Consider the following 14288-nt stretch of genomic DNA (forward strand, 5'->3'; position numbering starts at 1 on the left):
TTCGTCGTTGCTGCCCTCATGGCGATTTGGCATGCTCTTCGGGCCTGTATGCCATTGCCCGCTGGAGGTCCCGAATGCCTGCTGCGATTTCGATTGCGCAAATAAGTCAGTTGGTAGACGCACTGGACCACGAGGGCTTCCCGGCGTTGCTGCTCAGTTACCTGGAACGCACCGTCTCCTTTGATTTGTTCGCTTTGTTCCTCTACGACCAGGCAGCCGCCCCGACTTATCTGTGCAGCAACTTTCCAGCAGGCGTGAAAGAGCTGTCGCTGCACAGGTTTTCCGGTCGAACCTTCCGTTATCACCCATTCTTTCAGCACCACCTGAAGGGCATCGCAAACGGTATCCACTTCCTCAAGGACCTGAGCCAGTCAGATTTCCTACTCCGGCCGGAGCGCGAGTGCGACCACATCCGCTTCAAGAGCGATGAGGAGATCGGTTACATCACCAAGGGGTTTCCAGATTCACTCAAGGAACTGGATATCACCATTGACCTAGGGCACGGACAGACTTTGCAAGTGGGCTTGTACCGTCAGCAACGGGCCTCGTTCAGCCTGACGGAAGTGGCCAGGCTCAACAGTCTCTACCCGTTGCTGGAGTCGCTGTTCAAGCGCTACCTCAAGACTTGGCTGGCCCGACGTGCGGGCGCCTCACGCGAAGGATTGCATCGTGCGGGAATGAGCGATCTGCAACAGCTGCTATCGCCACGAGAGGCCCAGGTCGTGGGGCTGATCATCAAGGGCTTCAGCTCAAGGGACATCTCGGAAAAGCTCAAAATCAGTGCTGAAACCGTCAAGAGCCATCGCAAGAATGCCTACCTAAAGCTAGAGGTCTCGACGACAGCAGAATTGGTTTCACGCTTTCTGGACGGTGTTTCGCTGGCCTCCCGCATTTCAGGTATCGATAAACTGGCTGGAAGTGCCGGCACATTGCGCTGAGTCGATCAGGGTAGCCAGCAGGCCGGAAGAGATCCCTGAAACCGCTGCTGCAGGCCGCGCCCGGGCATGCAGCAGCCTCGATATATCACGACACGGTGCATCAGGCCCCGGTGCGCAGCCTCACCCAGCCGCTACAGCGTCACGCCCAGCGCCTGCAGTTGTGCTCGGGTCTGCTGCGCGCTGAGGTGGTGGATGGCATTCCAGCCCAGTGCCCGGGCCGCGACGATGTTCGGTTGGTGGTCGTCGATGAACGCCAGTTCACCGGGGGCGATGTCCGGCAGGTGGGCGCGGATGCGTTGCAGCGTGGTGTGGTAGATCGGCGGCTCGGGCTTGAGCTGGTGCTCCTGGCCGGAGACCACGATGTCATCGAAGCGCCGCAGGAAGGGGTAGTTGTCCCAGGCATGGGGGAAGGTCTCGTGGGACCAGTTGGTCAAACCGAACAGCGGCATCCGCGCCTGGTGCAGCTCCTCCAGCAGGGCCACGCCGTCGTCCAGCTGGCCGCGCAGCATTTCCGTCCAGCGCCCGTAATAGGCTTGGATCAGCGATGCCTGTTCGGGGTGTTCGGCCAGCAGGCTGCGAGTGCCCTCGGCCAGGCTGCGGCCGGCGTCTTGCCGGGTGTTCCAGGCCTGGGTGCAGATGGTGTCGAGGAACCACTGGCGACGCTGGTCGTCGGGGATCAGTTGCCGGTACAGATGATGGGGACTCCAGTCGAACAGCACGCCACCGAAGTCGAAAACCACAGCACGAATCGTCATGAACATGTCCTGAAGCGGTTGGGGGGCCAGGGCGTCATCCTGCGGTGCCGGCTGGTGTGTTGCAATGCCGCCACGCCATTGGTCCGGTCGACGGCACCCTCGCGGCTGATGACGATCTATGTCTTTAACCGCCGCCCAGGCGCCCCGAGCAGGAGGAGTCCCATGAGCACCAAGCCACCCACCGGACCCCGTTCGTCCGAGCACGCCACCGACCGCCATGACCTGGGTTTCGACCCGGATTCGCCGGATCTCGAGGACCCCCAGGTCGACCCCGTGGGCCCGGCCAGGGCACCGCTGGACCGGCCACGCCCCGAGCACGAGCGCAAGCGCTCCCGGGCCTACGATCCCCTGGCCAACCTGAAGAAGTGAGCCGTCGCGCCGACATGTGGCGGTCGCCACGGCGTTGGGCGGGTGTAAGGTGGACCGGCCAGCCCCAGGCTGACTGACGAGAGGGAGGTGTGTATGAGTACGCCACTGCTGAACAAGATGCAGATCAATGGCTATCAGGTACTGAGCGTCAATAACGGACCCTGGAAGGTCTGCACCCCGGGCGACCGGCTTGCCACCTTCGGCACCCGCGAAGAGGCTTTGGCCTTCGCCGCTGCCTTGCCGGTGCGCAAGGACCGGCCCAGGCCCACCGCACGGTAGCTGACTGGCAACGAGAAGTGATGCCGATCAGTTGCGGAATTTGTAGGAGCGAGGCTTGCCCGCGATGGACTTCAGGGCGCTGCGTTTACCCCGTAAACATGCGCTACCAACGTCCATCGCGAGCAATCGAGCGTTGCCCGGCTGCTCCTGCAGCAGATCACCTCGTTTAACTGATCGGCATGACGGTTCGTCCGGGGCTTTTCGTCGGGGAGCGCCGACGGTGATCGGTGACCCCCGCTAGTCGAGCCCGGCCACTGGCAAGAGGCTGGCCCGGCGATACTTGCCAAAGACCACCCGCGCCAGCAATGCCAGGGCCAGGGTGGCGCTGGCGCCGTAGCCCAGGACCCAGCCGATGCCCTGCATCAGTGCGCTACGCGCCACGTCGGTGGGAACCCCCAGTGTTTCACCGGCCGTCAGATTGCCTGCGCAGATGGCGTCCACCAGGGCACGACCCGCCTGGATCCCGAGAGGGGCCAGGCTTTGCTCCAGCGACCAGGAGACTCCCAGGCCCAGGATCGATCCCATTACGGCGATGTTGATGGACAGCGAAATCATCCGCGCACTGAACTCCATGCCAGAGGCCATGCCTGCGCGCTCCGCTGGGAGGGCCCCGGTGGCGGTGTTGGTGACGCAGGTGGTGGTCAGGCCGACTCCCGCGCCTGCCAGCAGGCAGCCGGGCAGCAGGCTGGTCCAGCCGGCGTAGGACGTGGTGGCGACAAGGCCCAGCAGCCCAAATCCCAGGGCGATGGCGAACATCCCCAGGGGGATCACCCAGCCAGGGCCGCGCTTGGCCAGCATCTTCTCCGCCAAGGGCGGCACGAGGCAGATCGGCAGGGTGTAGGTGAGGACGATCAGCCCGGACTGCACACCGTCATAACCCAGGGCCGATTGCAGGTAGAGGGGAAAGTAGACGATGAAGGGCCAGAAGCTGAAGTTCATGGCGCAGGCCCCCAGCAGCGCCCCGGAGAAGTTGCGGATACCAAAGGCCTTGAAATCGAAGATGGGCCGTTCGACCCGGCGCTCGATCACGACGAACAGCAGCAGGCAGGCGAGGCTGGCTGCCAGCACGCCCATTGCACCGGCACTCCCGAGGCCGAGCTCCTGATCCTGGGTGATCAGGTAGACGAAACCGAACACCGCCAGTGGCAAGGTGATCATGCCGCCGAGGTCGATACCGGTGGCCTGGGGGTCGGCCGACTCTTGCACCCCGCGTTGGGCCAGGACGACGGTCAGCACCGCCAGGACCCCATGGATCAGGAACACCCACTGCCAGCTCGAAATCGCCAGGATCGCCCCGCCAACGACCGGGCCGATGCCCAGGCCCAAGCCGAAGACCACGCCCCAGCAGGAGAACGCCACGCCCCGTTCGGGGCCTTGGCGAAACTGTTGGGAGAGGATCGCCACCTGGCAGGCCAGCATTCCGGCGGCACTGACGCCCTGGCCGAAGCGCGCGGCAATCAGCAGCGGGGCATTGCTGGCCAGGCCGCAGATCAGCGATGCCACGCCGAAGGCCACGACGTTGAGCAGGAACAGGCGCTTGCGGCCATAGCGGTCGGCCAAGGCGCCCATGGCGATGAGCATGGCGCACATCGCGATGGTGTAGGCGTTCATGATCCATTGCAGTTGCCGGAAGTCGGCGGCCAATGTGTGTTCAAGCGTGGGCAGGATGGCGGGGATGCTGGTGATTTCCAAACCGAGCATCGTGGCGGACAAGCAGACCGCCAGCAGGGCGATGCGGTTTCTGGATGATGCGATTGCGATCATTGTGCGTTTCACTCCTATCGACTCAGCGCGGGTGAAGGAACCCCCAGGACGCCTGGGCAGCGCTGAGCAAGCGCTAGTGATCCTAAGCGCAACGAAATAGAATGGCTCGCCATATCTATGACAACAATCTGGGATGGTTCCATGGTCGCCAACTTCACCCTGGACGTGGACTCGGTCCGGGCTTTCGTGGTCATCGCTGACTCGCAGAGTTTCACTCGTGCCGCGCAATTCCTGGGCACTACCCAGGGGGCGCTCAGCGTCAAGCTCAAGCGCCTGGAGGACAAGCTCGGGCATCGCCTGATCGAGCGCACCCCGCGCCACGTCCGGCTGTCCACCAAGGGCGAGTTGTTCATCGAGTCGGCCCGGGACTTTCTCGCGGCTCACGAGCGGGCGCTGGCCAACCTCGCGACCCAGCGCAAGCACCTGAAGCTCGGCATGGCCTGCCATGTCGTGGGGCCGGAGATCACCACGCTGCTGGCTCGGTTGAAATCCATGGACCCGGGCTTGTCCATCGAGGTACGGCTCGACAGCGTCGGGCCGTTGCTCGCTGACTACGATGCCGGGGCCCTGGATGCGGTGATCATCCGCGACTGCGAGGACCGCCGTGACGGCACTTTGTTGTGCGTCGAAACCTTCGGCTGGTTCGCCGCCGCAGACTTCGAATTCAACCGGGACGAGCCCTTGCGCATCGCCAACCTGAGTCCGCAATGCGGCGTGCGGGATCTTGCTGCGCTGTCGCTCGATCGTGCCGCCATCCCTTGGATCGAGGTGTTCGTCGGTGGCGGGGTGTCCACCGTCATCGCGGCGATCTGCGCCGGGCTGGCGGTGGGCGTCTTGCCTTGCCGCCTGGCTCCGGCGGAACTGGTGGAGGTCTCGCAGCGTTTCGACCTGCCCGGCCTGCCATCGTCGAAGCTGGTGGTGCATTCCAAGTTGTCGGACACCCGCACCCGTGAGTCCCTGCGAGTCATCGCCAGCGCCTTTCGCGAACCGCGCGGCTAGGCTCGCTCGGGCCCCGGGGTGTTCGACGAGCTGCAGGCGCAGGGGCCCGAGGCCGGCTTCGAATAGGGCGGGACTGCCCGATCACCGGCCTGGGGCCAAATTGAATACTCAATCGGACCGGGCGACGACGCAGGGACGCTGCGCCGCACAGCGGTTTCGACCGGGCCGCTGACAGGCGTCAGTCGACGATCACCCGCTCCTCCGGACCACCGCCCAGGCATACGCTCAACTGCTCGCCCGCCTTGTTGAAGGCGCAATAGGGCAGGGCCCGCTGGCGCATGGCGTTCAAGGGAGGAAGGATGAACAGTGCCGCGAGGATCAGTGCCCAGACGGTGCGCAGGAACAGCACATCGGCGCTGGTGGCCGCAGGGCGTGGTGCCAGGCGTCGCCGACGCAACAGTTGCACGCCGCTGTAGATGAAGGCGCAGCCCATGGCCATGGCGTAGTCCAGCTCCCGGGCCATGGGGCTGAACATCAGGTTGCCGTCGGCATCGTCCGGGTAGTTGATCCGCCACCAGGCGCCCAGCAGTAAAGGCGCCACGCCCGCGCCGATCCAGGCCAGGCGAGCCCCGGGCACCCGGGTCAGCAAGGCCAGGCCCAGGCCCAGGGCACACGCCAGCCAGATGCCGAGGTACAGGATGAAGCCCATCGAGCCGCCGAACAGGGTGCCGCCGACATCCCGCGGGACAATCAATTGCACGTCGCAAAACACCATCAGCGCCAGCGGCGCCGCGACGGCGACCCAGCACAGGGGGTGGTAGAGCCAGGACCAGAAGGCGAACAGGCGGGGCATGGGCAAACTCGATGAAGGTGAAGGGTGGTTGCGGTGCAAGTTCAGGCGAGTGCCAGTGCACTGCCGACGGCAAACAGCAGCAAGGCCAGGCTGATGCCCAGCAGCGGGATGCGAAACCAGTAGCGCACCGCCAGGACCCACAGCCCGGCGAGGAAGGCCAGGCCCAGGTACAAAAGCCCCGGGGCCTGTTGCAGCAGCTCGGGATGCAGCCAGGCCAGGTAGCCATAGACCAGGCCGAAGAGCATGGCGCCCAGGCTATGGCTGGCGTTGAAACCGATCCAGGCGCGCCACAGGCTGGTCTGGGCGCTGATCACCGGGGCGACCGCGCGCATGCGTTCGGCCAGGGCCGGGTCGCGGGGCTGGAACTTGTCGGTGGCGAAGGTGTAGATCAGGTGCAGGGTACCGAGCAGCAGCACGATGGCTGAGCCGGCGATGAGCAGGGCAGGTGCCGACACGGTTCATCCTTGGGTGGTGGGCAGGGGCGCCGAGTATGCCGGGGCGCCCGGGGTTTTGCACCTGCTTGTGCAAGGGACCGGGCAGGGCGCCGCACGCCCGGCCCGGTGCTTCAGAACTGCTCGTCGGCGAGGCTGAACAGCGGCGAGCTACCGGCACGGATGCTCTGCTCCAGGCCAAGGATGCGCGGCAGCAGGCGGCTGAAATAGAAGTCCGCGGTGCCCAGCTTGGCGCCGTAGAAGCGTTCGTCCTCGGCGCGCTTGTGCCCGGCCACCTGGGCCATGCGCGCCCACAGGTAGGCGTAGGCCACATAGCCGAACAACTGCAGGTACTCGACGCAGGCGCTGCCCACGGCGTTGGGGTTCTGCACGGCCTGTTGGCACAACCAGTCGCTGAGCTCCTCCAGGCGCTGCACGGCATCGAGCAACTGCGCCGAATAGGCCGCGCCGGGCAGGTAGGCGTAGTCGCGGATCTCGCTGGTGAACAGGCGCAGGGCCACGCCGCCGTTGGCCACCACCTTGCGCCCCAGGAGGTCCAGGGCCTGGATACCGTTGGTGCCTTCGTAGATCTGCGCAATGCGCACGTCGCGCACCAGTTGCTCCTGGCCCCATTCGCGGATGTAGCCGTGGCCACCGAATACCTGCTGGCCCAGTACGCAGCTGTCCAGGCCGTTGTCGGTGAAGAACGCCTTGGCCACCGGGGTCAGCAGCGCCACCAGGGCTTCGGCGTTGTGCCGCTCGTGGGGCTGGTCGGCGAACTTGGCCAAGTCCAGCTGCTGGCCGACGTAGCTGGCGAAGGCCCGGCCACCCTCGGTCATGGCCTTCATCGACAGCAGCATGCGCCGCACGTCCGGGTGGTTGATGATCGGGTCGGCGACCTTGTCCTTGGCCACCGGCCCCGACGGGGCCCGGCTCTGCAGGCGCTCGCGGGCATAGGTACGGGCGTTCTGGTAGGAGTTCTCGGCGCAGCCGATGCCCTGGATGCCGATGGACAGGCGCTCGTAGTTCATCATGGTGAACATCGCCGCCAGGCCCTTGTTGGCCTCGCCCACCAGGTAGCCGCTGGCGCCGTCGAAGTTCAGCACGCAGGTGGCCGAGCCCTTGATCCCCATCTTGTGCTCGATGGAACCGCAGCTCACGGCGTTGGCCTGGCCCAGCTTGCCGTTGGCGTCGACATGGATCTTGGGCACCAGGAACAGCGAGATGCCCTTGGGCCCGGCTGGGGCATCCGGTAGCTTGGCCAGCACCAGGTGGATGATGTTCTCGGTCAGGTCCTGCTCGCCGCCGGTGATGAACATCTTGCTGCCGCTGATGCGGTAGCTGCCGTCGGCCTGGGGTTCGGCGCGGGTGCGGATGATCCCCAGGTCAGTGCCGGCGTGGGCCTCGGTCAGGCACATGGAACCGGCCCAGCGGCCTTCGTACATCGCCGGCAGGTAGCGCGCCTTGAGTTCCTCGCTGGCGTGGGCGTCGATGGCCAGGCAGGCGCCGGAGCTCAGGGTCGAGTACAGGGCGAAGCTGGAGTTGGCGCCGTAGAGCATCTCCTCGAACTGCACCGCGAGCATCTTCGGCATGCCCATGCCGCCGTAGGCCGGGTTGCCGCCCAGGCCGACCCAGCCGCCCTGGATGTAGGTCGCGTAGGCCTCCTTGAAGCCTGTGGGGGTGCGCACCTGGCCGGCGTCCCAGGTGGCGCCTTCTTCGTCGCCGCTGCGATTGAGCGGGGCCACCAGGGTGGCCGTGACCTTGGCCGCTTCCTCGAGGATCGCATCGGCGATGTCGCCGTCCACGGTGTCCGCCAGGGCCGGCAGCCGGGCCCAGAGCCTGGGGGCGTTGAACACTTCATGCAGGACGAAGCGCATGTCGCGCAGGGGAGCGTTGAATTCGGGCATTGCAGGAAACCTCGTGCAAGGGTGGAGGTTGCACGGCCGTGGCCGCGTGATTCGCAAGGGGCTGGCCCCGCGAACATGCCGGGGCCAGCATGCGCGGGGAGGGTGTATTCAGGCTAGAGGTTTTTCGCCATGTCGCGCAGGACGAACTTCTGGATCTTGCCGGTGGAGGTCTTGGGCAACTGGCTGAAGACCACGGTGCGCGGCACCTTGAACCCCGCCAGGTGCTCGCGGCAGAAGGCGATGATCTGGGCTTCGCGCACGTCCTGGTGGTCGGCCTTGAGGGTGATGAAGGCGCAGGGTGTCTCGCCCCATTTTTCGTCCGGCCGGGCCACCACCGCCGCTTCCAGTACCGCCGGATGGCGATAGAGCACGCCTTCGAGTTCGATGGTGGAGATGTTCTCGCCTCCGGAAATGATGATGTCCTTGAGCCGGTCGCGGATCTCCACGTAGCCGTCCGGGTGGGTCACGCCCAGGTCGCCGGTGTGGAACCAGCCGCCTTCGAAGGCTTCGGCGGTGGCGGTGGGGTTCTTCAGGTAGCCCTTCATCACCGTGTTGCCGCGCATGAAGATCTCGCCGATGGTCTGGCCGTCCCGGGGCGTGGGTTCCAGGGTCTTCGGGTCGGCCACCATCACCCCTTCCAGGGTCGGGTAGCGCACGCCCTGGCGCGCCTTGATCTGCGCCCGCTCTTCCAGGGGCAACGGGTCCCAGGCGGCGTGCCAGGCGCACAGGGTCACCGGGCCGTAGACCTCGGTCAGGCCGTAGACGTGGGTGACCTGGATGCCCATCTCTTCCACGGCGCCGATCACCTTGGCCGGTGGCGCGGCCCCGGCCACCATGGCCTTGACCGGGTGGTCGATGGCCGCCTTGGCCGACTCCGGCATGTTCACCAGGGCATTGAGCACGATGGGCGCGCCGCACAGGTGGCTGACCTGGTGCTCGCGGATCAGGTTGAGGATCTTCTGCGGGTCGACCCGGCGCAGGAACACGTGGACCCCGGCCAGGGCGGTGACGGTCCAGGGGTAGCACCAGCCGTTGCAGTGGAACATCGGCAGGGTCCACAGGTACACCGGGTGGTTGCCCATGGCCCAGGTCATCTGGTTGCCCAGGGCGTTGAGGTAGGCGCCGCGGTGGTGATAGACCACGCCCTTGGGATTGCCGGTGGTGCCGGAGGTGTAGTTCAGGGCGATGGCCTGCCACTCGTCATCCGGCCACTGCCAGGCGAACTCCGGGTCGCCCTCGGCGAGGAACGCCTCGTAGTCCAGGTCGCTGACCGGCTGGCCCTCGCCGTACTCCGGGTCGTCGAGGTCGATCACCAGCGGCGGCTGGTCGAGCAGGGCCACGGCGGCCTGGATCACTGCATGGAACTCGCGATCGGCGATCAGCACCTTGGCCTCGCCGTGGGCCAGCATGAAGGCGATGGCCTCGGCGTCCAGGCGCACGTTGAGGGCGTTGAGCACGGCACCGATCATCGGCACGCCGAAATGCGCCTCCAGCATCGCCGGAATGTTGGGCAGCATCACCGCCACCGTGTCGTTCTTGCCGATCCCGCGCCCGGCCAGGGCCGAGGCCAGGCGCCGGCAGCGACTGTAGGTCTGGGCCCAGGTGCGACGGATCGAACCATGGATCACCGCCGGATAGTCCGGATAGACCGCGGCGGTACGCTCGATGAAGCTCAGGGGCGAAAGGGCGATGTGGTTGACGGCAGACGGCGCAAGGCCTTGCTCGTAGATGGACATGGTTCGGGCACCCGGTGGCTGATTGTTAGCTCTATTGACCGAGGCGCTCGCTGGCGCCTCGGTGACTTATCCGGAGGCTTTTATATACTGTTTGCGGATTGATATGGAAGTAATACCTGAGTTGTATGGTATTAATACTATATTTATCACCGATGATCCCTGAAGGTCCAACGATGATGCAACGCTCCGCTCACTTGAGCCATTGGCTGCGCCAGCAGCGCGAAGGCCACCTGCCGGATTCGCCCTGGCTGGGCCATGACCCGCAGCCCAGTGCGCTGCTGGATGCCGACGCCCGGGCGCTGGACCTGAACCCGGCGCTGCGCCAGTGGCTGGAGGGCGCGGCAGGGGATGGCTTGGCGGCCTGGCTGCCGGTCAACCACCCGGCCCTGGTGCGGGCCTGCCTCGACCAGCAACGGCCGATCGAGGACGTCGAGGCCCCGTGCGGCGAGCGGATCCTGCTCTGGACCTTCATCCCCGACCCGTATCGCCAGCGGGTCCTGGCCCGGTGCCGCGAGGCCACCGCCCAGGTGCAGGCCGAGCGCGAGTCGGCCAGGGCCCGGCGCCTGTACCGGCTGATCACCGAGAACACCACCGACCTGATTTCCCGGCACACCCCCGATGGCTGCTTCCTCGACGCTTCGCCTGCGTCCTGGACCCTGCTCGGCTACTGGCCCGAGGAGCTGCGCGGCATGCCCGCCCGCAGCCTGTTGCACAGCCGCGGGCTGGCCGGGCTGATGCAGCGTACCGGGGATGCCCTGGAGCAGGACGGCTACCACACCATGACCTATCGCATCCGCCATCGTGACGGCCACTACCTGTGGTTCGAGACCGCTTGCCGGGCGATCCGCGAGACCTACACCGGAGCGGTGGTGGAGGTGGTGGCGGTCTCCCGGGACATCACCGCCCGGGTCCAGGCCGAGGAGAACAAGCGGCGCCTGGCCGAGGTGGTGGAGGCCAACCCCGATCCGGTGCTGTTCGTCCAGCCGGGTGGCAGCGTCACCTACCTCAACCCGGCCGCCCGGCGCGCCCTGGGCCTGGAGCCCGGGCAGGCGATGCCCGAACTGGCGGCGATCCTCAGTCCGGCGGTGCTGCAAAGCCTGCAGCGAGAGGGCTGGGAATGCGCCGAGCGCACCGGGCGCTGGAGCATCGAGACTCGCTTGCAGCCGCCCTCGGGCGGTGACTCGGTGGCGGTGTCGCTGATGCTCCTGGCGCACCGGGCGGCCAGCGGCGAGCGCTTCTATTCCCTGGTGGCCCATGACCAGAGCGAGCGCGAATTGCGCGAAGCCCAGCAACGTCATCACCAGGACGAGCTGGCCCATACCGCGCGTTTGGTGACCCTGGGTGAGCTGGCCTCGGGCATCGCCCACGAGATCAACCAGCCGCTGGCGGCGGTGGTCAACTACGCCAATGCCAGCCAGCGCTACTTGCAGGCGCTGGACACCCAGCCCCAGGCCGCGCGGAAGGTGGCCCAGGGCCTGGAGCGCATCGCCGAGCAGGCGACCCACGCCGCCGAGGTGATCAAGCGCCTGCGGGCGTTCCTGCGCAAGGGCGGGCGGCGGCTCCAGGCCCTGGACAGCGCCGAGGTGGCCCGGGAAACCGTGCGCCTGTGCGCCTGGGAAGCCCAGGCGTGCCAGGTGGTGATCGAGCTGCGCCTGGCGGATAATCTGCCGCCGGTCTACGCCGACCGGGTGCTGCTGGAGCAGGTGCTGCTCAACCTCTTGCGCAACGCCATCGAGGCCAATCGCGAGGTCCATGCGCAACAGGCCTCGCAGATCCTGCTCCAGGCCGTGGCCGGCGCCGAGGGTGGGGTCTGCATCAGTGTCAGCGACCAGGGCCCCGGGGTTTCTACCCAGCAGCTGGCGCAGTTGTTCACCCCGTTCTACACCAGCAAGGCCAATGGCCTGGGCCTGGGGCTGTCCATGAGCCGCAGCATCGTCGAGGGTTTCGGTGGCGACTTGCAGGCCCGGCCCCAGGCCCGGGGCCTGCGCATGGACTGCTGGCTGCCGGCCACGGCCCCGCTCGAGGCCGACCCATCCATTTCCCCGAATACAGGAGCAAGGCCATGACGAGTGCGACGCAGCAGCTGGTGTACGTGGTCGACGATGACCCGGCCATGCTCGGCTCCACGGTCTGGTTGCTGGAGTCGGTGGGCCTGGCGGCCGTGCCCTTCACCAGTGGCCGCGAGTTCCTCGAGCATTGCGACCCGAGCCGCAACGCCTGTGTGCTGCTGGATGTGCGCATGCCCGGCATGGGCGGGCTGAACGTCCAGGAAGAGCTGCGCCAGCGGGAAATCGACCTGCCGCTGATCTTCGTCAGTGGCCATGCCGACGTGCCCATCGTGGTCCGCGCGTTCAAGGCCGGGGCGGTGGACTTCATCGAGAAACCCTACAACGAGCAACTGCTGCTCGATAGCGTGCAGCAGGCGCTGAACCGCGCCGGCAGCCGCCAGCGCCAGGGCGCCGGGCAGGCCCGGGTGCTGGAGCGCCTGGAGAGCCTGACGCCACGGGAAAAGGATGTGCTGCTGCCGCTGGTGCGGGGCTACACCAATCGCGAGATCGCCGAGCAGCTGGGGGTCAGCATCAAGACCATCGACCTGTACCGCTCGCGGGTGATGAAGCGCATGCAGGCCGAGCATCTGCCGGCGTTGGTGGGCATGGCCATCGCCGCCGGCCTGGTGGACCCGCTGCAATTGCGCTGAGGCCAGGCCTCAGGCCACGGCGCTGTGGCTCGGGCCTGTGCCCAGCAGGCGTTCGATGGCGCCGCTGAGCAGGCTCTCCAGCAAGACTTCGCGCTCGCGCTCGTCCAGGGGCTGTTCCTGGAACCAGCTGGGGGCGGTATTGAGCAGGTTGGCCACCGCATGGGCGGTGGCCCGGCGCGCGGCTTCCCCTTGCCCGACCGGCGTGCCCAGCAGTTGCAGCAACTGCTGTTCGTAGCCTGTGCGCAATTGCTCGACGCGCAACTGCTGGTCGGGGTTCAGGCAGCCGCTGTCGCGCTCCACCAGGCGAAAGTGCCGGGGCAGTTCCCGGTGCAATTTCAGGTGGGCGCGGATCAGCGCCGCCAGGCAGTCGCCCTGGAGCTTGCGCCGCTGCAGGCGCTTGAGGGTGCCGTGCAGCTCGTCGAAGAACTCCTCGATCAGGTCCAGCAACAGGTGCTGCTTGCTCGGGTAGTGGTGGTACAGCGAACCCGGCGTCAGCCCCAGGTGGCTGGCCAGCTCGCGCATGCCGACCTGGCCGAAGCCCTTGCTGGCGAACAGCTCCAGGGCCTTGTCGCGGCTTTGCGCGAAGCGCGAGCAGCGTTCAGCCATAGGCATGGAAGCCGCGTCCGGTCTTGCGGCCCAGGTAGCCGGCGGCAACCATTTCCTTGAGCAGCGGGGCGGGGCGGTACTTGCTGTCGTTGAAGCCCTCGTAGAAGGCTTCGAGGATCGCCAGCAGGGTGTCCAGGCCGATCAGGTCGGCCAGGGCCAGCGGGCCGATCGGCTGGTTGCAGCCCAGGCGCATGCCGGCGTCGATGTCCTCGGCGCTGGCCAGGCCTTCCTGGAACACCAGGATCGCCTCATTGATCATCGGCACCAGGATGCGGTTGACCACGAAGCCCGGGCGGTTGCCGGCGGTGATCGCGGTCTTGCCCAGGCGCTGGGCCATGTCCAGGGCCAGGGCATGGGTCGCATCGCTGGTCTGCAGCCCGCGAATCACCTCGATCAGGCCCATGACCGGCACCGGGTTGAAGAAGTGCAGGCCGATGAAGCGCTGCGGGGCGCTGACGCTGGCCGCCAGCTGGGTGATGGACAGCGACGAAGTGTTGGAGGCGATCACGCACTCGGGGCCGACCTGGGCGGCGATCTGCTGCAGCACCTTGAGCTTGAGCTCGAGGTTCTCGGTGGCGGCCTCGATCACCAGCTGGACATCCTTGAGCGTGGCGTAGTCGGTGCTGATGCGGATGCGTTCCAGGGTCGCGAGCTTCTGCTCCTCGCTCAGCCCGCCCTTGGCCACCTGCCGGTCGAGGTTCTTGCCGATAGTGGCCAGGGCCTTTTCCAGGGCGGGCTGGGCGATGTCCAGCAGGGTCACGGCAAAGCCCGCCTGGGCGCAGACCTGGGCGATACCGTTGCCCATGGTGCCGGCGCCGATCACACCGATGTTCGCAAGATTCATCTTCGACTCTTCCTTTGTTCGTTGCCTTCGCGGAGCATGGCGGCCATGCCTTGCACGGCCCATTGTCGAGCACGAGTCTAGGGCCCCGCACGGGGGCCGGACTATGCCGAAAGCGGTCAACCGTGCTGGCGTTTTTTGCCACAACGGCCATGCCGGAGGACAGCTGCCA

At 66.5% G+C, this 14288-nt stretch carries 14 protein-coding genes; 6 read left to right on the forward strand and 8 right to left on the reverse strand.

Translation table 11 applies throughout. The annotated features are described in order from the left end of the window. The first annotated feature begins 74 nt into the window (after positions 1-74). The gene (locus H7A76_RS29420) at positions 75-938 is read left to right on the forward strand and encodes a response regulator transcription factor (RefSeq protein WP_185701754.1); all 864 of its coding nucleotides are present in this window, start codon (positions 75-77) and stop codon (positions 936-938) included. A 131-nt stretch (positions 939-1069) separates the two neighbouring features. Here the strand turns inward: H7A76_RS29420 and H7A76_RS29425 are convergent, their stop codons facing one another. After that, positions 1070-1693, reverse strand: a complete 624-nt coding sequence (locus tag H7A76_RS29425; protein WP_185701755.1) for an HAD family hydrolase — start codon at positions 1691-1693, stop codon at positions 1070-1072. Between the two features lie 162 nt (positions 1694-1855). Between H7A76_RS29425 and H7A76_RS29430 the strand changes: the two genes are divergently transcribed. Both H7A76_RS29430 and H7A76_RS29435 read left to right on the forward strand, forming a co-directional pair. Next, entirely contained in the window at positions 1856-2062 is a 207-nt protein-coding gene (locus H7A76_RS29430; protein WP_185701756.1) for a DUF6021 family protein, read from the forward strand. Between the two features lie 93 nt (positions 2063-2155). Beyond that, entirely contained in the window at positions 2156-2341 is a 186-nt protein-coding gene (locus H7A76_RS29435) for a DUF2188 domain-containing protein (protein WP_068584415.1), read from the forward strand. 237 nt (positions 2342-2578) lie between these two features. Here the strand turns inward: H7A76_RS29435 and H7A76_RS29440 are convergent, their stop codons facing one another. After that, positions 2579-4105, reverse strand: a complete 1527-nt coding sequence (locus H7A76_RS29440) for an MFS transporter (protein WP_221775412.1) — start codon at positions 4103-4105, stop codon at positions 2579-2581. Between the two features lie 117 nt (positions 4106-4222). Here H7A76_RS29440 and H7A76_RS29445 point away from each other — a divergent pair, with 117 nt between their 5' ends. After that, entirely contained in the window at positions 4223-5104 is an 882-nt protein-coding gene (locus H7A76_RS29445) for a LysR family transcriptional regulator (protein WP_260498109.1), read from the forward strand. A 178-nt stretch (positions 5105-5282) separates the two neighbouring features. Here the strand turns inward: H7A76_RS29445 and H7A76_RS29450 are convergent, their stop codons facing one another. The 4 genes from H7A76_RS29450 to H7A76_RS29465 all read right to left on the reverse strand — a co-directional run bounded on the left by H7A76_RS29450 (position 5283) and on the right by H7A76_RS29465 (position 9971). Continuing rightward, positions 5283-5897 carry a hypothetical protein gene (locus H7A76_RS29450; protein ID WP_185701757.1) on the reverse strand — a complete coding sequence of 205 codons (615 nt, stop codon included), beginning with the start codon at positions 5895-5897 and terminating at the stop codon, positions 5283-5285. 41 nt (positions 5898-5938) lie between these two features. Further along, a complete protein-coding gene (locus H7A76_RS29455) occupies positions 5939-6352 on the reverse strand; it encodes an LIC_13387 family protein (protein WP_185701758.1) in 414 nt (137 codons plus the stop codon). Between the two features lie 110 nt (positions 6353-6462). Beyond that, positions 6463-8235, reverse strand: a complete 1773-nt coding sequence (locus tag H7A76_RS29460; protein ID WP_185701759.1) for an acyl-CoA dehydrogenase C-terminal domain-containing protein — start codon at positions 8233-8235, stop codon at positions 6463-6465. A gap of 113 nt (positions 8236-8348) precedes the next feature. After that, positions 8349-9971, reverse strand: coding sequence for an acyl-CoA synthetase (locus tag H7A76_RS29465; RefSeq protein WP_185701760.1), 1623 nt, complete (start codon positions 9969-9971; stop codon positions 8349-8351). 176 nt (positions 9972-10147) lie between these two features. On the opposite strand from H7A76_RS29465, the gene H7A76_RS29470 reads away from it, so the two are divergent. Together H7A76_RS29470 and H7A76_RS29475 are read left to right on the forward strand one after the other, a co-directional pair. Beyond that, a complete protein-coding gene (locus tag H7A76_RS29470) occupies positions 10148-12037 on the forward strand; it encodes a PAS domain S-box protein (protein ID WP_185701761.1) in 1890 nt (629 codons plus the stop codon). Then, positions 12034-12669: a response regulator transcription factor gene (locus H7A76_RS29475; RefSeq protein WP_185701762.1), complete on the forward strand. Its 636-nt coding sequence runs from the start codon at positions 12034-12036 to the stop codon at positions 12667-12669. The genes H7A76_RS29470 and H7A76_RS29475 overlap by 4 nt, the downstream gene beginning before the upstream one ends. Positions 12670-12678: 9 nt before the next feature. Here H7A76_RS29475 and H7A76_RS29480 read toward each other — a convergent pair whose 3' ends face one another. Together H7A76_RS29480 and H7A76_RS29485 are read right to left on the reverse strand one after the other, a co-directional pair. Beyond that, positions 12679-13275 (reverse strand): TetR/AcrR family transcriptional regulator, encoded by a 597-nt coding sequence (locus H7A76_RS29480; protein ID WP_185701780.1) that lies wholly within the window; start codon positions 13273-13275, stop codon positions 12679-12681. Continuing rightward, positions 13268-14119, reverse strand: coding sequence for a 3-hydroxybutyryl-CoA dehydrogenase (locus H7A76_RS29485; RefSeq protein ID WP_185701763.1), 852 nt, complete (start codon positions 14117-14119; stop codon positions 13268-13270). Before H7A76_RS29485 ends, H7A76_RS29480 begins: the two co-directional genes overlap by 8 nt. Positions 14120-14288: the final 169 nt, after the last annotated feature.

This window comes from Pseudomonas sp. MSSRFD41 (assembly GCF_014230245.1).
GTDB classification, from domain to species: Bacteria; Pseudomonadota; Gammaproteobacteria; order Pseudomonadales; family Pseudomonadaceae; genus Aquipseudomonas; species Aquipseudomonas piscis.